Annotated in this window: 18 protein-coding genes and 1 pseudogene; 2 read left to right on the forward strand and 17 right to left on the reverse strand. The window is 30.7% G+C overall.

All coding sequences use genetic code 11. The features are described 5' to 3' along the window. Positions 1 to 287 precede the first annotated feature (287 nt). The 10 genes and pseudogenes from PZA12_RS18645 to PZA12_RS18690 all read right to left on the reverse strand — a co-directional run. A pseudogene (locus tag PZA12_RS18645) lies at positions 288 to 401 on the reverse strand (flavodoxin family protein); the annotation flags it as partial. Between the two features lie 201 nt (positions 402 to 602). Next, positions 603 to 824 (reverse strand): hypothetical protein, encoded by a 222-nt coding sequence (locus PZA12_RS18650; RefSeq protein ID WP_103698738.1) that lies wholly within the window; start codon positions 822 to 824, stop codon positions 603 to 605. A 12-nt stretch (positions 825 to 836) separates the two neighbouring features. Continuing rightward, positions 837 to 3,491 carry a phosphoenolpyruvate synthase gene (locus PZA12_RS18655; protein WP_103698739.1) on the reverse strand — a complete coding sequence of 885 codons (2,655 nt, stop codon included), beginning with the start codon at positions 3,489 to 3,491 and terminating at the stop codon, positions 837 to 839. Positions 3,492 to 3,506: 15 nt separating this feature from the next. Further along, positions 3,507 to 4,121, reverse strand: coding sequence for a TetR/AcrR family transcriptional regulator (locus PZA12_RS18660; RefSeq protein WP_103698740.1), 615 nt, complete (start codon positions 4,119 to 4,121; stop codon positions 3,507 to 3,509). A gap of 340 nt (positions 4,122 to 4,461) precedes the next feature. Continuing rightward, positions 4,462 to 5,919 carry an MFS transporter gene (locus tag PZA12_RS18665; protein WP_078116783.1) on the reverse strand — a complete coding sequence of 486 codons (1,458 nt, stop codon included), beginning with the start codon at positions 5,917 to 5,919 and terminating at the stop codon, positions 4,462 to 4,464. Positions 5,920 to 6,035: 116 nt separating this feature from the next. Further along, the gene (locus PZA12_RS18670; RefSeq protein ID WP_078116784.1) at positions 6,036 to 6,929 is read right to left on the reverse strand and encodes an SDR family oxidoreductase; all 894 of its coding nucleotides are present in this window, start codon (positions 6,927 to 6,929) and stop codon (positions 6,036 to 6,038) included. A gap of 311 nt (positions 6,930 to 7,240) precedes the next feature. Further along, positions 7,241 to 8,128: an AraC family transcriptional regulator gene (locus PZA12_RS18675; RefSeq protein WP_078116785.1), complete on the reverse strand. Its 888-nt coding sequence runs from the start codon at positions 8,126 to 8,128 to the stop codon at positions 7,241 to 7,243. A 463-nt stretch (positions 8,129 to 8,591) separates the two neighbouring features. Continuing rightward, positions 8,592 to 9,398, reverse strand: coding sequence for a nitroreductase family protein (locus tag PZA12_RS18680; protein WP_078116786.1), 807 nt, complete (start codon positions 9,396 to 9,398; stop codon positions 8,592 to 8,594). A 403-nt stretch (positions 9,399 to 9,801) separates the two neighbouring features. Then, positions 9,802 to 10,377 (reverse strand): TetR/AcrR family transcriptional regulator, encoded by a 576-nt coding sequence (locus tag PZA12_RS18685; protein ID WP_078116787.1) that lies wholly within the window; start codon positions 10,375 to 10,377, stop codon positions 9,802 to 9,804. Positions 10,378 to 10,711: 334 nt separating this feature from the next. Then, positions 10,712 to 11,470 (reverse strand): EFR1 family ferrodoxin, encoded by a 759-nt coding sequence (locus PZA12_RS18690; protein ID WP_078116788.1) that lies wholly within the window; start codon positions 11,468 to 11,470, stop codon positions 10,712 to 10,714. A gap of 116 nt (positions 11,471 to 11,586) precedes the next feature. Here PZA12_RS18690 and PZA12_RS18695 point away from each other — a divergent pair, with 116 nt between their 5' ends. Beyond that, entirely contained in the window at positions 11,587 to 12,153 is a 567-nt protein-coding gene (locus PZA12_RS18695; RefSeq protein ID WP_041898547.1) for a TetR/AcrR family transcriptional regulator, read from the forward strand. A gap of 264 nt (positions 12,154 to 12,417) precedes the next feature. On the opposite strand, the gene PZA12_RS18700 is transcribed toward PZA12_RS18695, so the two are convergent. The 4 genes from PZA12_RS18700 to PZA12_RS18715 form a co-directional block, all read right to left on the reverse strand. Continuing rightward, on the reverse strand, positions 12,418 to 12,873 hold the full coding sequence (locus PZA12_RS18700; RefSeq protein WP_078116789.1) for a DUF1453 domain-containing protein: 456 nt from the start codon (positions 12,871 to 12,873) through the stop codon (positions 12,418 to 12,420). Positions 12,874 to 13,120: 247 nt separating this feature from the next. Continuing rightward, the gene (locus tag PZA12_RS18705; RefSeq protein ID WP_078116790.1) at positions 13,121 to 13,696 is read right to left on the reverse strand and encodes a methyltransferase family protein; all 576 of its coding nucleotides are present in this window, start codon (positions 13,694 to 13,696) and stop codon (positions 13,121 to 13,123) included. 26 nt (positions 13,697 to 13,722) lie between these two features. Continuing rightward, positions 13,723 to 14,190, reverse strand: a complete 468-nt coding sequence (locus tag PZA12_RS18710; RefSeq protein WP_078116791.1) for a MarR family transcriptional regulator — start codon at positions 14,188 to 14,190, stop codon at positions 13,723 to 13,725. Between the two features lie 309 nt (positions 14,191 to 14,499). Then, a complete protein-coding gene (locus PZA12_RS18715) occupies positions 14,500 to 15,099 on the reverse strand; it encodes a TetR/AcrR family transcriptional regulator (protein WP_078116792.1) in 600 nt (199 codons plus the stop codon). Between the two features lie 298 nt (positions 15,100 to 15,397). On the opposite strand from PZA12_RS18715, the gene PZA12_RS18720 reads away from it, so the two are divergent. Further along, the gene (locus PZA12_RS18720; protein ID WP_078116793.1) at positions 15,398 to 16,621 is read left to right on the forward strand and encodes an MFS transporter; all 1,224 of its coding nucleotides are present in this window, start codon (positions 15,398 to 15,400) and stop codon (positions 16,619 to 16,621) included. 316 nt (positions 16,622 to 16,937) lie between these two features. On the opposite strand, the gene PZA12_RS18725 is transcribed toward PZA12_RS18720, so the two are convergent. From PZA12_RS18725 to PZA12_RS18735, 3 genes are all read right to left on the reverse strand, one after another. Beyond that, on the reverse strand, positions 16,938 to 17,780 hold the full coding sequence (locus tag PZA12_RS18725) for an ABC transporter substrate-binding protein (protein ID WP_078116794.1): 843 nt from the start codon (positions 17,778 to 17,780) through the stop codon (positions 16,938 to 16,940). 259 nt (positions 17,781 to 18,039) lie between these two features. Continuing rightward, on the reverse strand, positions 18,040 to 18,687 hold the full coding sequence (locus PZA12_RS18730) for a CatA-like O-acetyltransferase (RefSeq protein ID WP_078116795.1): 648 nt from the start codon (positions 18,685 to 18,687) through the stop codon (positions 18,040 to 18,042). A gap of 325 nt (positions 18,688 to 19,012) precedes the next feature. Further along, complete coding sequence (locus tag PZA12_RS18735; RefSeq protein ID WP_078116796.1) at positions 19,013 to 19,447, reverse strand: hypothetical protein; 435 nt, start codon at positions 19,445 to 19,447, stop codon at positions 19,013 to 19,015. Positions 19,448 to 19,459: the final 12 nt, after the last annotated feature.

The following is a 19,459-nucleotide window of genomic DNA, read 5'->3' on the forward strand; positions in this document are numbered from 1 at the left end:
CCATCTGAATCTTAGTTGAACGTCAAAAAAGCGAGTAGTGTTGATAACTGGATTTACGTTATCAACACTACTCACTATATAAATATTATTTAGTCATTATCAGAAATTTTGCAAACACTTTTTTCACTACTTCTGGCTGAACATTAAACATTACCAAATATATTAGGCTAAAAATCACACTATCTTCTCAATAATTTAATGTAAATTTAGTAAAAACCTCACTTATCTATGGTATGGTTCACTAAAAAATGAATTATAATTTCAAAGCTCGATTAGAGTACAAAATATCAATCTATTTTAACTGTAGAAAATTTTAAATCCTTATATTTAACAATTTTTTCTTTGACAGTTGCAAGATTTTCTTCTGTATAAAAACCACCCTGTGTATGAATAATTTCCTTTTATAAATTTTTTTACTATCTGATCATCAGTATCTTTCATATCAGATTCTTTATTTATATGTTTATATACTATACAATTATCTCCATAGACTAAAATAGGAATATCAACCTTATCAATAATTATTATTTCTCTATAATTTATCAATAATTTTTTTAATTTTCTTTCAGTTTCATTATTAAAACTATTGAACTCTTCTTCTATTATAAGAACAGTATTCTACTTTCATTTATCAAAGCTCCCTGCTTCATAAAAGCAATTCCGCATAAAGGAAGAATTGTAATAAGCCCATACATAATTGCTCCAGAAATTATTGCACTAAAAATTGCCCTTCTATTAACAATATAGGGAAGTGCAGTGGCTAGTACCAGCTGCATCATTCCCATAGCAAACATGCTTAAGAGTATTCCCATAAATCCTATCATAGAAAACACCGCCTATTCTTCTATTACCATCACATACCCGTTATTTCCATCCACTCTTATTTTTTGACCTGTTTTAATCTTTTGGGTAGCTTCTGATATTCCTACAACTGCTGGTATTCCATACTCTCTAGCTACTACAGTTCCATGAGTTAGTAGACCTCCTACTTCCATAACTAATCCAGCTGCATTTATGAAAAGTGGTGTCCACCCTGGATCGGTGAATGGTGCTACAAGAATCTCCCCTTTATTCAAAGATGCCTTTGAAGGATCAGTTATTACCTTTGCAATTCCCTCAATAACTCCTGAAGAAACTGGAATGCCTGGAAGTGCTCCTTTTGGAAGATTCCCTATCTTATATCCTCCTTTTATTTCTTCTCCTTCACTTGTAATAACACGAGGAGCATTTAACTTTTTATAATGTTCATACTCTTCTTTTCTTTGTTCTACTATTGTTTTAAGACTTTCATTATTTTCAATCGCTCTATATAATTCACTGAACGTTACATAGAAAATATCCTTTTCTTCATTTAAATAACCCTTAGTAACTAAATTTTCTGCTTCTTTTAGCAATTCCTTCTTAAAAATCATACAAAGTCTCATCATCATAAATTTGTGATGTTCTCTTATTGGAAAAGAATTTCTTAAAACAAATATAAGCCTTTTTGCAACTTTCGCTTTAATTTTACCATGCTTTCTTTGTATTTCTTCTACCATATTTTCTGTTGCTGCCTTAGCTTTTTTTATAGTATTTTTGTATTCTTCCCTATGAGCACCTTCCTCTGAAGTTTTGATTGTTGCAAGTATTGATTTTACAAGTGGCTCTGGATTTTCAATCCATCTATCTCTAGCTATATCTATTTCTCCTGAAGCACGCACTCCGTACATATTTATAAAATCATTAAAAAAACTCTTAAATTCATTATTTCCTTTAACTTCATTTATTCTTGAAACCAAAGTTTCATAATCTTCATTTTCAAACTCATCAATTAAACTTTGAGATTTTCTCACCATATCCGCCAAATCTCCAGTAAGTAATCCCATTTCTGTTGTAATGTTACCTTCTAGACCTTTTGCAATTATATTAGTATAATTATTTGTTCCTAGAAGCTTCATTTCCAGCTTTTCAAGAAGCTTAAAAGCAATAATTCCTGGTGCTAAATACGGAATTACTTTTTTAGCATCCTCATAAAGACTTGCTTTTTTATATATTATATTTAATCTTTCAGCACCTTGCTTTGCATTTAAAATAGCCTTCAAGGCATCTTCTTCACGCTGTTTAATGTAATTATTCATAAACTCTATTGTTCCCTCAGGATTAGTGAAAACAAGATTTTTTATAACTTTAACTGCTACTGGAGCTATATATTTCAAGAAAGGTTTAATGTTAGTTTTCTTTCCTCTAAACTTTTCCTCAAAATCTTTTCTTTTTAAAAGCTCCCCTAAAGCTTCTGCCATCAAGGCATCTGCATTTTTTAATAAGTCTAAACTCTTTTCCTTTATTCTCTCTGAACGCATAAGACCACTTACATCTGCATAAATTCTACCACCTGCTGAAGCCAAAATCTTATATTTTTCTTCTCTTTTAATATTTTTGCCAAAAGGCAGCATATCTCTAAATAAATCAAGCCCTAAAGGAGACATTGGATCTGTCATAACTTGAAGATGATTTATAGAAATATATACATGTGCGTTATCATCATTATTATTAGGAGTTGGAAGTGGAAATAATGATGTAATGGCACGACTCTGTACAATATACAATTCACCATTTTCCAAACACCACTCAATATCCTGAGGGCATCCATAATGCTTTTCTATTTTCACTCCAAGTTCAGCAATCCTTTTTATATCAAAATCCTCCATGACTTGATTAGTAGATTTTTCACCTGTAATATAAACTTTTTTAGTTCCACCACCTTGAATTGGCATTATAGCAAGTTTCTTTTCTGCTATAGTCTTATCTATTATTTCCTTTTTCTTCTTATTAAATTTATATATATCTGGGGATACAAGACCAGAAACTAACGCTTCTCCAAGTCCAAAGCTTGCATCAATAGAAATAATTCCTCTATGCCCTGATACGGGATCTGCAGTAAACATAATACCAGCTATATCTGGTAAAACCATTTTTTGAACTACTACAGACATATATACTTTTTCGTGCTCAATTTTATTTTGCAATCTGTAAAGTATAGCTCTATCAGTAAATAATGACGCCCAACAATTTCTTACAGAATTAATTAGTGAAGCTTTTCCTTTAATATTAAGATAGGTATCTTGTTGACCTGCGAAAGAGGCAAAAGCTAAATCTTCTGCAGTAGCACTGGATCTAACAGCATAATAGTTATCAATCCCAATCTTATCAGCTGCTTTAATGATTTCTTCTTCTACTTTTTTAGGCATTTCTGCTTGTTCTATTTTTTCTCTTATTTTAGCTCCTATGGTAGCAATATTTTCAAGATTTGCATCTTTAATTTCTTCTACAATAAAATCATAAAGTTTATTGTAATTTATAAATTCCTTATAACTTTCTGTAGTTACACAAAAACCAAAAGGAACAGGAAAACCAGACTTAGTCATCTCTCCTAGATTTGCACCTTTGCCTCCTACAAGTGATAAATCTTTCTTATCTATTTCATCAAAATATAATATGTAGTTATTTTCCATAGTAATCATCTCCCTCTAATTATTTTGTGCCCCTGCTCCATTTATAAACAATTCTATAATTTGAGCTTTTGATATCTCTAAATTAATATCTTTATTTCCATAAACACTTGAAATGAAATAATTCATATACATGAATTGAAAATTTCTCGCCATAATTATTGAAGGAATATCATTTCTAAGCTCATTATTTTCTTGTGCGTTTTTTATAACTTCTGAAATCAAATTTTCCAATCCACTTCTATTAGGATTATCTAAAGGATTGACGCTAAAAAGTGTTTGGAGTCTGTATCTAAAATAAATTGCTGTATATTGAATATTTCCACTAAATATATGATTTATGAAGTCTAATATCTTATTCAATGTTTCTTTTATATCTCTTGTTTCTTTGAATTTTTCACTAACTTCACTAAAATTATTATCATGATTATTTATAAGACCCTGAAAATAAGCTGATAATATTGACTCTTTATCTTGGAAATAATTATATAACGTACCCTTAGAAATATCCGATTTCGTTGCTATTTCCTCCATATAGGTTTCTTGAAAACCCTTTTCTTCAAAAAGAGCTAATGCACTATCAATTATTATTTCCTTAGTCAATTCTTTTTTACGTTCTCTTCTATTTATCATTGTAATTCCTCCCAAAATTTATTTTTGAACTCAGTTTATTTTTGAACTCAGTTTATTTTTATACTCCGTATAATTTTATGCTACATCAAATATTTTTAGAAGTCAATATTCTTTATATTAAGACTTTGAAACAAAAACCACGACCATCTGTAAGCAGCTATTTAAGCCACATACAAATGGTCGTGGTTCATGGTGAAAGCGAAGCACTCGTTACTTCTGTTCAAAAAATAATACGTTATTTATGATACGGTTCTGCTAATTCGTCTAGATAAACAAATAAATGTCTTATCAGCCTCAATTAACAAATTAAATACTATAATATCAACAAAACTTGGAGCTGTTATAGATCCACCCGATGGATCTCAAAACAAACTCTCTCTAATCTGTCTGTCCCCTCGTTCTTTTTTGAGGAAAGTGTTATTACTCCTAGGATTAATCCACAAGCCATTATCAGTGCAGCAATTAAAAAAGTATTGTGTATACCTGCTATGATATTCTCAGGACTTGAACTATCCATTGTTTTAGTTTTATTAAAAAGATAAAATATTGCACCTATTACAGCAGCCCCTGTGGTTTGTCCGATAGTACGTGATAAATTAAGGAGACCAGATGCGAGTCCACGCTGCTCAGGTTTTGCCATAGAAATAATAGAAGCATTGTTAGGTGTTTGAAAAAATGCTAGGCTGCCATTAAATACGAACAAAACTATGGCAAATAAAACAGCACTTGAAGATAAATTCATCATGGACATCAGCAAAGTTCCTATACACAAGGCTAAGATTCCAAATATCATAACAGTAAAATTTCCAAAGCGTTTAGCAGCCCTTCCTGCTATAGGTGTAAAAATTGCACACCCTATAGGCCCAGTCATCATTAATAGTCCTGATGCTGCTGTTGTAAATCCTTTTGCCTGTTGAAGATAAAAAGGAAGAATAACAACAGCCCCTGATATAACCGTATAAACTAATATACTTATAACAAGACTTGAACTTAACACACTGTTTCTAAATAGCTTTAAATCTATCAAAGGAAAAGTGATATTTTTTTCTAAAAATATAAATACTATTATTCCAATAATCGCTACAATAGCAAGTCCAATAACTTCAGCACTAAATCCCTGTTCTTCCGCTAAGGTTACAGAAAGCACATAACAAATAAGCGTGGAAGTTAATATTAACATCCCTAAAAAATCAAATTTTTGTTTCTTTTTAGATATTGAAATTTCATGAAATTTCATAGTCAATATTAATGCAAGAATCCCCATTGGTATGTTAATAAAAAATATATATCTCCACCCAAATAAGCTTATTAAAAATCCTCCAACGGATGGTCCAAGAGCAAATCCTATAGGCAGCATTGACGTAAGTATTCCCATACTTTGTATTAGTTTTTCTTTAGGAACCAAATCTCCTGCAATGGCGAAAGATAATGTTATAAGTATTGAACCGCCTATTCCTTGCAAAGCTCTAAATATAATAAGCTCATAAATTGATGTTGAAATTCCACATAACAAGGATGCCACAGTAAAGATTATAATTCCATAAATAAAGATATTTTTCTTGCCAAATATATCTCCTATTCGTCCTATACCTACTATAAGAGAGGTAACTGCCAGAAGATAACTAAGTGCTATCCACTGTAAGCTTGTAAAATCGGCATTGAATGCCCTTGCTATAGTTGGTAATCCTATATTAACAATACTAGTATCAATAGCTGACATAAGAGTTGTAAGTGAGAGAACAAAAATCACTAATCCGCTACTTGCTTTATTTAAACTTAATCTATTTGTTTTTTCCATTATATTTCTCCTTATATTTCTGCATATATTTTTACATAAATGATTTCTATCAGTAACATGAGCTTTCCTACAATCTCACGCCTAAAGTATTAAGACGCCACAAATGTGGCGCCAGTTTACATTTCAAAATAACACGAACTATTAAGATCTTCCATAAGACCAGGTTGTGTAGGATGCCATCCGAGCTGTTTTCTAGTTATATCACTAGAAGATCTAATATCCATCATTGCAAAATGGGTGAACCATGTAAAATAATTATTTGCTTCCTCCAAGGTTTTGCTTACAACTGGCATGTTCAGTCTGCGTCCAATCACATTAGCAATTTCCCTAAAAGGAACTCCTTCTTCAGCTACTGCATGATACACTCCCGAAACTCCCCTTTCAAGAACTAGTCTAAAGAGATGAGCAGCATCTAATCTATGAACCGCAGGCCAAGTGTTATTTCCTTCATCTACAAAGGCTGCAATGCCCTTTGCGCGGGCAATACCAATCAAGTTCGAAACAAAACCATGATCACCTTCCCCATGAACAGATGGAGGAAGTCGTACTATTGACACCTTTGCACCTCGTGCTATAGCAGACGCCGCAGCCTCTTCTGAAGCTACTCGAGGATTTGCATTAGGCCCAGAGATTGGTAAAGTTTCTTCTGTAACAATTTGACCTATAGGAAGAATTCCTATAGCAGATGTAATAATCAATTGGCGGTCAGATCCAGCGAGAACTGAACTTAAAGCCTCTATTGCATTCTTATCTTTTTCACAGTTTTCTTTAAATTTTGAGAAGTCATGATTAAATCCTGTATGAATTACAGCATCTGCAAGGGCCGCTCCCCTGCGCAAACTTTCTAAATCTTCAAGATCGCCTTTATGTACCTCAGCGCCAACCTCTATAAGAGACTTAGCCGCCTTCTCTGAGCGGGCAAGTCCAATTACTTTATGCCCATTATTAATTAATTCCTGAACAATAGCAGAGCCAACAAATCCAGTTGCTCCTGTTACGAATACACGCATTATAATCCCTCTTTTCTTTTATTTTAGTTATAGTATTTCTATTATTTTCTATAGGAGACTATTGACTAATATCCCCTAAAAGTGTTTTGCACTTTCTATAATAAATTTATCATATCTAAATTTCAGGTTCATGAATTATTCAATCAAAATATAGCATAATCTTATCATTGAAAAAGAAAAAAGACACTCCATCATTAGAATGTCTTTTTATTCTTGTATAAGATATTAGCATAATCTTATGACTAAAAGCTTTCAATAATCATCTCACTATTATTATAAAGAAGAATTAGTAAACAAATGTTTTAACTTATTCATCCTCTTAAATACCTTTCCCTAAATTCACTAGGAGTTTCGTTACGGCATTTCTTAAAGGCTCTGCTAAAATAATTCCCATCGTTAAATCCTGTATCCATAGCGATTTCAACAATAGTTTTATTAGTATTTAGTAAAATTTGAGCAGCTTTCTGGACCCTTATTATATTTAGATATTCCATTGGTGAAAATCCAGACACAATTTTGAAAACTCTAGAGAAATGGTTCGGGCTTAAGTGTGTTACTTCTGAAAGCTCTACAAGAGTAATTTTTTCTGCCATATGCGTCTCCATATATGTAATAGCAGGTTTGATTTGGTTCAATCTTCTATACTGCATATCCAATTCTGATTGATCTGGTACTGTCTTTTTGTGCCTTCTCAAAAGGGCTATAAATATCTGACAGGCTAATCCTCTAACTACAATTTCGTAACCTTCTTTTTTCTCATGGAACTCTTCAATGATATTGTTCATGATTATAAATATAGAATCATCATAGGTGATTTTATTTTCAAACAATAAGCGGTTTTTCAAAAGGGGCTCTGTATATATATTTTGCTGTAAATCAGACTGGTTACCTAAAAGTAACAAAAGATCAATTTTTATCAAATAATACTCCAAATCCGAACCTAAAGTTTCTATGGAATGTATTTCATTTGGGTTCACAACAGCAATTGAATCCTGCTCTGCTAAAATTCTTTCTTCCCTGCACTTAAGCAGCAATTCCCCTTTTTTAATATACATTAGCAATAGTTGCTCATGCCAATGAGGCGGAAAAATACTTTCTCTTCCATTAATAAAACAGTGTTCTACATTAACAGAGGCTCCTCTTACAGTCTCTGATGAATAACCATACATATTCTCATCTATTATAAAATCTTTTCCCATGTTTCCCCCCAGATTCCTAATACTGCACTGAATTTTTGCTTAATCATCTAAAATTGTACCTATCAGGCAACTTAAATTTTTTATAACTTATGGTCCTCTATAAAATCTAATAACTTAATAATACAATTTTTCAGCAGAATATTATATAATTTTTTTCATATTTTCAATAACTGAATTCCATAATATTACGTTTATCATCTAAATCCTTGTATTATATGAATTATAAACAGCCATTTTATATGAAATAAAGCACTTATAGAAGAGTTTACAAGCTAACATCAAACATTAATACTCTTTTCAAGAGTTTTATGTAATTACTACAGCAAGTAAACTCATCCTTAAGTGCTTCAAAAAAGTATATGGGTATATTAAAGAAATTATGAGGGTATATACAATAACACTTTCCCCTTATTGGATTAGTTATTTGTCATTGTAAATTGCACACTTTGATTTATTCAATAATTTACTTTTCAAAAAAAGAAGCTGATAGCGGTTGTCTTTCTGTGAATCTTTTAAAGCTATGTTTAGGATATCCTACCATTACAACTCCTGTTATTTTCTTTTTCTCTGGAATGTTAAAAATCTTGTACATTGGCGAATTATCACTACGAGCACAAATTTCAAATACTCCTGCCCAACATGATCCAAGCCCAAGAGATGGAGCATATAATTCAAGATACGATAATGAAAGAACTGAATTTTCTCTACCATTACGAAAATCTTCATCAGCCAAAGTTATAATTATACTAGGTGCATCTCTTAAGATAGTGTCAATTTTAGTATTCTTGTAGCCACTAATCATTCCTGCTAATACTTTACTCAAAGTTTCATTATTTTCAAACCAATTAATGCATTCCTCAACTGCTAATTCAATTGTTTTTTTATCGTCTACTATTAGATATGATATACCTTGTGAATTACTTGCAGTTGGGGCCAAATGTGCAACCTCAACAAGTTCCAATAACTTTTCTCTTTCAACTGGTATATTCTTATATGAACGAATAGATCTTCGTGATCTAATAAAATTCTTTGCTTCTTCTGGATTTAGCTTTTTGATTTCTCCTATCTCACTTTGCATAGCTAATGGAGATTTCTTATTATCTATAGCCTCTTTGGGACATACAGCCACACAATGACCACATTCTATGCATCCATTAGGATTGACTTCTTTTGGACCGTCCGCTTCTAGTTTTAATACTCCTGTTGGACATTCCACCACACACATTCCACATTTTATACATTTTTCTTTGCTTACAGATATTAAACTCATTTTTATTCACTCCTTATTAATTTTTACACTCGCATATGATACGAATACACTTAATTCTTATTTGATTTATAATACATGTTAAAAAATTTTTCCTAAAACTTGCTTCTTCTAATTAATTTTTCATTTTAAATCATGCCCAGTGCCTTTCCATAAATGTATCACGTCTTATTATCACCTCCTTTAGCTATGCTTAGTACCTTTTGAGAACAATCATTCTAATTGATATAAAAAAATTATGTATTCAATAAATCAGAAAATCCACAATATCATGCCTTTTCTTTATTACCTAAATTTATTGTATTATTGATTTGAGTAGTGGTTATACTTTTCTACTATGTAAAAGGGCTCAACAGAACATAAAATTTTTTGAGAACGCTCATTCTAATTAGTACAAGGAAATTAGTTATTTAATAAATCCATAAAAAAAATCTGCTATACGATGTAATTTTTCTTTGCTCGCTGACATTCTTAACTGCACACGAATTCCAAGCAATGTATTTTGAAGTATTTCTGATAAAACTTCTGGATCATACTTGCAAGAAAATTCACCTGTTTCCATGCCTTTTCGAACAAGATCAGCAAGTAGTTGTTCTGTTTGCATAAATATCTTTTCAATTTTTTCTTCTATCTCTTTATCCCTAAGAGCCATCTCTGTTGCTGAATTTACAATTAAGCAACCCCATTGTTTATCTTCATATCCTTCGATCGTAAAATCAAAGATAAATTTTATGGCTTGTTTTGCTGTTTCTGCATGTGAAATTCCAGCCTGCATTTTATTTTTTATTAATTCTGCATAAAAATCTACAGTTCTTAAGAATAATGTGTGTTTATCACCGAAGGTATCATATAAACTTCTACGATGGATTCCCATATGTTCTACTAAATCATTTAAAGATGTCTTTTCATAGCCTTGTTTCCAAAATAGTTCCATTGCTTTCTGAAGAACTACATTTTCATCAAATTCTCTGCTTCGTCCCATCAAGTTCCCTCCTTTATAGAATTAATATTAGCATTTTGAGAACGATCGGTCAAGAATTATTTACATATTTAATCATACCTATATTTTCGCACATTACATGCTGGGAAGAAAAGTTACCTGGCACAACACAAGCGCCCCTACCCTAGCCTACAATTTTCTGCCTAAAACACTTCACTAAATGAGTTTATATCTAATTTCTCTTTTGATCTTAATATAAAGTGGCATCCTTTGAAGCCAATTCTTCTGCATATACTTTTCCAATACCAGATGACGCTTCTGTAACCAAGGTAACTTTTTCCTTATAATTAAGCATTCCTTTGCCTCTTAAAATGGATCAATTATTTGCCTCTATTATTTCCTTCAATTTAACATTTTGATTAATAAATCTAGCTCTACTTTTTTCCTGTTTAAGCCGTATAGCATTCTGTGGGCAATGATTAATACAAGCTAAACACTGCTCACAATTTCCTTTATAAACAGGTTTAGTATCTACATTAATATTATTTACTGGGCAAACTTTCTCACAAACTTTGCAGCTATTACAGGTATCTTCTACATAGAAATTCTTATCATATTGAGCGTTAGCCTTAGTCTTAGAATGAAACTTTTTTATTATTGCTTCAATACATTTTATAACTGCAGAATGTCTCTTGATATATACTTTTTTAACTTGTATATCATTGATTATTTGTGCAAGGCTTTCTTCTATATTTTTCTTTGGCTCTTTTTTTATCTCTTTAGCTATATCAAACACTGGAAGGTAATTGTCAACCATAAGTATTTCATTAATGTATGAAAACTGGATTTGATTTCTTTTTCCAATTTCTAAAAGCTCAGGTATGACTGCTCCTGAAAAAGATCCAAAAGACACTACGGCAAAAATATATTTACTTTTTAGTTTAACTTTATTTAGAAACTCCTCAACAATTTTAGGAACTCCTCCATAATAACTCGGAAATACAATACCAATCTTTTCATCTTCAAACTCAAACTGTTCTAGTTTCATTAACTTAGGAATAGAATAACTTTCCCCTCCAATTCTCTTTGCCACATATAAATTATTTCCAGTTGCTGTAAAGTAAAATATTTTCATAATGCACTCCTTTCAGACGTTTCACTTGTAACTCCTTATGAACTATAGTATAATTTGATAACATAAATAATTCAAGTGAATATAGGCTAGCTGTTACAAAAGGAGGAATATTGTTTATGACTAATAAGTACAATGCTGAACAAAATAAGATTACAAAAGAGAGTATTTTGGGTGCTCTTATGTCTTTAATGGAGAAAAAGGACTTTAAGAATATATCTATTACAGAAGTATCACAAAAAGCTGGTGTATCACGGATGGCTTTTTATCGTAATTACAGCATAATGGAAGATATCCTTATTGATCATCTGGATGACATGTTTAGAGAGTATTCAACCCTTTTAAATCATAAAGAAATAAGTAATTATGAAATGACACGTTTATTTTTTTACTATTTTAGACAACATCAAAAATTTATTGAAAACCTACTAAGGTCTAAATTAACCCACTTAATACTTGAACGGTCTATCGAATTTCTTAATATATACTCAAAAACTATAACATGCACCATGGACTGCTCTCCTGAATTTGAAAAGTATAATATTGGATTCATTGCAGGGGGATTTTTTAATGTATTGATGATTTGGTGCAAAAGTGGTATGACAGAGAGTGACGAGAAGATGGCAGAAATTGTTCATGAGAGACTTTCAAATCATATTGCTGGAATCACCTTAACAAATTTCTGATTAGATCCAGTATATATACCAAGTAGGAGAAATGAATAAGAAAGATTTGCTACTTAATTGACTCTAATTTAAGAATATATTAATAATGCATTATGGGAATGCTCCTCCCTCCCATACCATTTCTAAAATATTATCATAGAAATGCATTTACATAGAACGTTACACACTCTCGAGTCTGAGCTGACTTTAATTAATACATTTCCTCAAACATAATTTCTTGTTTGTTGATTTCAAGAACTGGACACTTCTAATTTTATAAAATAACTATTGAGCATTTCCTAAAATTTTAAAGTACTTATATGATAGCCATATACTTCTTCCTACCATTGAAGCACACCCAAATGCAAGAATTCCTATACTTATAAAGCTAGTTATATTTCCACCAATATACCTAAAAGCCGATTTTACAACGATGAGGAAAACATAGACCCCAAGGCTTAAATACGATTCATTATAATAAACCTCACCTTTAGCTTCATCCTTACTATATTTTAATGTTCTTCCACGAATTATTCCCACTCCTAGACCAATAATTGAACAAATAATTATTATTACAATCTCTTTCAATGAAAAACTTAATGTTTTTGCATAATCTTCAACAATCATTAGAATAAGTAGTATAGGTAACAACCATAAATTAGGGAACTTAATTCTTTTATTCTTTCCATTAAGTATTCTTAAAAACTTTAATACTATAAAAATCAATAAAACATAAACCATTGACACTAATTCCACCTCTAAACTTTATTTTCTATTCCTCAAAATTTTCTGATATAATAATACAAGCGCTTTGGAACTGTAGATAATAACAATCTCTCAATATCTTATCTTTTAAAGTCTAATTATTAACAGTAATTGTAAACCTAATTTTTATACCTACCTTGGATACAGCTGTCTCTAATAATGACACCTTTACTAACCATAAGAATTTCACTTAGTTAAGCTCGCTGTAATAAATATTATAAATTTAGAATATATAAGGAATTAACGCCCATGATTCTTTTATGTATTTCTCATATTCTTCACCAAGTTCCAATATTAAAAATCTTTGTTCTCTATTTATTTTTATAATATAAGTAATTAAAATGATACAAAATCCTATAATTGAAGCTAAACTTCCAAGTGTAATAAAAGTTCCAAAAAAGCCACATACTATTCCTGTATAAATAGGATTCCTTATATATTTATATGGTCCACTACGAACCAATCTTTGCCCCTCTACTTTTTGAATCGCTCCACTCCAATTTCTACCTAATACTATTCTAGCCCATATTGCAAATAAAAGAGAGAATATTAAAATTGCGATACCTACATAGTCAACATATTCATAACTAGGCAATATCCTATTCCATAAGAATATATTTTTAAACTGAAAAAAGGTAATGGCATAAGAGACTATTACTAATATTAAATGCACTATTCTTGGTATGTTCCTTTGGCCACTTGATTCTTTTTTCACATTTGACCTAGTTTTTATCGCTGCTAATATCCAGTAAATCCAAAATATACCCCAAATATAGCTATCTACAGTAATATTACTCATAAAATCCTCCTCACATTTTATTAGATTTAATCACCACTTTTAATATATTTTTCCGTAACTTCCAAAAACGTATCCTTTGTCACCGAATTCATCTCATCTAAAAACCTTAATATTGTGGCTTTCTCCTCATCATTATATTGAGCTATAATATCTTTTTTCTTATTATATGATTTCTCATGAATTTTTTTATGAATTTCAGACACATTTAATCCTAATTCCGTTAAATCATAATATACTTCTTTATTATTCCCTTCCTTTTGATACTTCGATACATAGCCTTCGTTTAATAACTTTTTACACATTTTAGTTATAGCACCTGTTGTCATTCCTAATTCTTGTGATAGCTTAGTTATATTTGCATCTTCGATATATTCTATAGCTGCAATACAATGAATTTGTGAAAAAGTAAGTTTATTCTTTATATTAGGAACATCTATTTCATTATTTTCTTGTATTTTCTTTAGTGAAAATATAATCTCATTAACAATATCCATATTAATTTCCCCCTTAACATTTCTTCCTTGGAAGTAATATTATATTATAATATTATTTCTTCCATGTCAACAATTTTCACTTTAAAGACTTACTCCTAGATTTAATTAAGCACTTGTAATACCTAATGAACAACTTCCACTGTTTAAAATACCAAAACTATTCAATCAGCCTTTTTTAAGTTATTCCCTCAAGGAGCACCTCGTCCACAGATTTTACTGGAATATAAATTTCTAAAAAACTAAAAAACCACCGGCTTAACCGATGGTTCTGATTCATATTCACTAACGTTACAATTTAGAATTAAAGAACTAAGATGATTGTAATGAAAATTGTTCTAAATACTTGGATAAACTTTCAATATTAAATTGCATATGACGATTATTCCCCTCAAGTTTACTTAGCATTATACCACCTTCTAAGGCTGAAAAAATGAAAGTAGCAAGGGCATCGATGTCAAGATTTGACCTTAATTCACAGTTCTGTATCCCTTGATAAAGAATTTCCTTAATATATTGCAACATCCTTTCAAGGCTTTTTTGGGCTTTTTTTCGTAATTCAGGATGAGTATCATCACTTTCAATAGCCGTGTTCAATAAAGGACATCCTCCGATAAATGGGGGATGTTCCGTAACTTGTTCATATACCCTAAATATAGCTAGAATTTTATCAATCGCTGACTGTTGATTATCCACAGCTTGGGTAAATTTTTCATTAACAATTCCTACTGCGTAATCATATGCCTCAAGCGCAATCTCATCCTTACATGCAAAGTGACGATAAATCCCCCCTCTCTTGATTCCAGTTACTTCAGTAATATCAGAGAGCGAAGATCCTGCGTAACCTCGCTGGTTAAAAAGTTCAGCCGATTTCTTAATTATATACTTGCGTGTATTTTCTCCTTTAGTCATAGTATCTATCCTCCAAGGAATGTAATTCTTCGTAATTTCATCCTCATTGCACATGTTATTTTTTTAATTATTATAGCATATCTCCAAAAATTTAAATAGTTATTGCAAGCCAGGGTTTATTTCTCCGATGAACCTGATTTTTTAATCCAAAATGCCAATTATATAATTATAAATAATAAAAAATATTCCAAGCATCAGAAATATGAATATAAATTTGCACTTTCTTAATGGGTGTGTTAACATAGTAAAAAAGATATCGTTCAGTATCTTTTTATTATATTAAAATGAGGTGAAGAAAATGAACGACACATGGTTTAAAGAACGTAAGTATGCTTGGATCGGCTTGGCTGCTTTGTGGATTATCGGCTTTATTGGCGCATTATTGCGTTTCATTATGGCTACTTATCAAGTTCAAATTTCTCAAGATTTGAATATAAGTAGAAGCTTAATTTCTATGGCATGGTCAACCAACCTACTAATTGCAGCATTATGCACCCCAATAGGAGGATGGATTGCGGACCGCTATGGACCTAAGAAATTAATGCTACTAAGTACAATTTTTAGTATCTTAGGGACAAGTATCGTTTTTGTGGGGCATAATCCAGCTTTGTTTTTTATCGGATATGGAGTCATATCAGGTTTTTACGGTATAGGAGCCTCTGCCACATATATTCTAATATTTGACTGGTTCCAACATCATCGAGCAAAAGCTACTGCACTTCTGGCAAGCTCATCATCTATTGGCCTCGCCGTTTGCACTCCAATTTTTATCTCGAACAGTTGGTTGACATGGAAGGACGCATTTCTGATTTCTTGCCTGCTCAGCCTTTTTGTTGCATTGCCAGTTATTCAGTTTCTTATTCGGAATCCTGAAAATCCACAGAAGAAAGCAAAAGAATCCGAACAACCAAAAATGAAAATGCTTTTTAAAGGGCCTCATATGTTATTATTTCTATTTATTGGTTTTGCATTGTTTACTTGTGGGTTTAATATGGGTACTGTAGAAATGAATTTAGTGGCTATTTATCAATTGTCTAGCGTAAAGCCTGCCTTGATTGCCGTATCCATGAGTACCTTAGGAATTATGGAAATAATCGGTTCTCTTATTTTCGGATATCTTTTGGATCGTATCAATAAATTTACATCGATGTCGTTGTTGTACGGGATACGCATCTTAGCGTTTATAATTTTGTTTGTACATTCGCCATGGTCACCAATTGTGTTTGCAGTCTTCTTCGGATTTACTTACCTAGGTGCTGTACCAGGAGGAATGTTAATTGCTAACGAGAATACAAAAGAAAAAGGAAAGTTCATTGGAAGTCTCCTTCTATTCCATCAAGCAGGCGGGATCATTGGTAGCTTAATCGGAGGTGTTTCCTTTGATATCAGTAAGAGCTATCAACTACTCATTGGTTTTGATATGCTTCTATGCATTTTAGTTACCATAGGGTATTTTATGAATTATGCCCTACGATATAAAAATACTTTAGAAGTTAACAAACTACAATCAAACGATCAATAATTAAGTATCAATATATTTTAAATTTCCCTTTAGATACTCTATGTCATGAGAGTTTGTTCTTAATGATTTACATTTTGGCCAATTTGAAAAAAACGCCATAATTTTATTATCAGTAAAAGATTTTTCTTTCTTAATCTGAAGATCTGTTTTTCTATCTTAAAATTATGCAAAAACCTAGGACTTTCTCAAGCTAATAATCTTCAAACCCGCATTATACAAGCATATTCTTCAGAATATCAGAATATATATTCTAGTATTCTGAAGAATAAATATTGTTAAGAATATATCTTCTTAACAATATTTTAGAATTGTGAGCTTAATTATTAATCATATTATTTTTATCTAATCCATTCTTTACAAGAATAGAATATAACGCACCATCTGCTTTCATATCATTAATTGCTTTATCTAATGCGTTTAATAAGGAAACATCATCTTTTTTAACTGCTATTCCCATTACTCCTTGTAACTCAGGAGTATAACCTTTTAACTGCCTTAATAAAGGGTTCTTTTCCTTTATATAGTAGTTTATAATAATAGAATCAGCTAAGCCAGCATCAATTTTCCCATTATTTATAGCATTAAATAAATCGGTTGTACTATCCAAACTTAATACATCTTTTATTAAGCTATTTTCCTTCCACTTTTTCGCTAGATCTTCAAATATTGTTCCTTTTTCTACTCCAACCACTGCATTTTTTAAATCACTCATAAAATTAATTTTTGAAAATCTTGGTACAATAACAGTTTCTGATTCTTTATACAATGGCTGAGTAAATGCTGCTAGGTTTTCACTTTCAGGAGTTATAAATATTCCACCAACTGCTATATCTATACTATCATCACCATTAAATTTATCTAATAAATTTGCAAATGTTACTTCCTTAATTTCAACTTTGTTAACTCCAAGCCGCCTTGTAATTTCATTTATGATATCCGCATCAATTCCACTCATCTCATTCGTTTCTTGATTTATCCAAAAGAATGGAATTTCCTTTGATGGTGCAGCAATAGCTATTATTCCTTTTTCTTTTATCATTTCCAATCTATCTTTTTCTATTGAGCTATCTGCCAGTATAGTTTCTCTAGGCGCTATCATAAGTCCAATTATTATTCCAATAATATTTATAATAACAATTGAAGTAAATATTTTTTTCATAAATAGAAATCTCCTTAAAATGCTAAACATATTTTAATAATTATTATTTGGAATTTAAATTTAAATTATCCTCATTTGAAAAAAATTCAAACTTTTAAAAATAATGCTTGCCTTTTATGTTAACCTTTAAAGCGAGATCAATGATCAGCTTACCTTACCCTTTATTGAATAGCACCCATCACATATTATTTAACTTTCCAAGATCATGTTTTTTTATTTACTGCGTCAAACCAACTCATATTGAGTAAATGATCTGAGCTTATTTTAAATATAATTCTGGGTTTAATGATATTTCTTTTACATCTGAGAAGAATAATGAGCAATGATATCCATCAGCAACTGCATGATGAACCTGAATGGTTACTGGCATAATAATTTTATTCCCCTCTTCAAAAAATTTTCCCCATGTTACCATTGGAAACAGAAAGGGGCTACTTCCTTCATTATTTACATTAAAAGATGTGTAATCAAACCAAGGTAGGCATGAAACAATAAAAAAATTGTTTTGATACTTTGTAGTAAAATTAGCATCCTGTTTATAATTGTTTAAAGAATTTTCCATGTCTCCATAAAAGCTTAAAAATTTATTATTAAATGGTGTATACAAATCACTCATTACTTTAGTCCCATCATTTAATACAGAATAACTTGGACCAATTTCATCAAAGAATCCTAATTTACCTTCCTCATCGAATGCCATTTTAAATTCTTCATAACTATTTATGGCCTTTGAAACAACCCATGTAAAAGTTGGATAAAATCGTAACTCGTTAGTTTTTATGTAATTATAAAGATTTGTAATATCAATATTAACAGTTATGCTGTATGTGCATTTTGCATTATTAAAAAAATGATTAAAACATTCTTTTCTAACCCAAGTATTCATATTAATTACATTAAATCCCATATTTTATTTTCTCCTTGTATTTAATTTTTATATTCATATTTTTTCTATTTCAAGATTACTAGACCTATTATTTTATAGTCTGTGCTTTGATTTTACTTCCCATTATAAATCAATTATAGCATAGACTGTAAATTATATTGCTCAGTTTTAATGGAATCTATTTTTATTCTCTATTCAAAATGCATATTCTTAATATCTTCCTTGTACATTCACATAATAATTTTAGATGCTTAACAGTCATCTAAAATATATAAAGCCTTTCAGATAAAAAATTGGAGAGGCCGCAACTTCACTCTGAATATTGCGACCTCTCCCAATTTTATATTTAGTTTTTTCTTAATAGCTGATTTTTTTTGCTCATAAGTTTTGAATTAAATTCTAAATTTCTTTTATATGAATAATAGCAAAAACTCATCCCCAAAAACTCTGCAGTTATTAAAATAGCTATTAACTCTATAATTGAAGCAATTTTTTTATATACAAAATAGTAGTAAATAGATGGTAAGCAGGAAATCCCCCCTATTACTATAAATACACAAACAAAAGCTAGTAATGCACTTTTTTGTTTTATTCCAATTAGATAAATAAAAACAAATCTAGAAATAGTACCAATAACACCTCCAATAATTGAAAACATAATTAATTCTTCTATAATTCCTGCATTTATATTTTTAACAATCATTTGAGTCATACCAACCACTACGCCAAGGAGCATGGATATAATAAGATTAAATAAAAAATCCTTTAAATTCTGTTTCATGATTTACACACC

This window comes from Clostridium beijerinckii, assembly GCF_036699995.1.
Classification (GTDB): domain Bacteria; phylum Bacillota; class Clostridia; order Clostridiales; family Clostridiaceae; genus Clostridium; species Clostridium helianthi.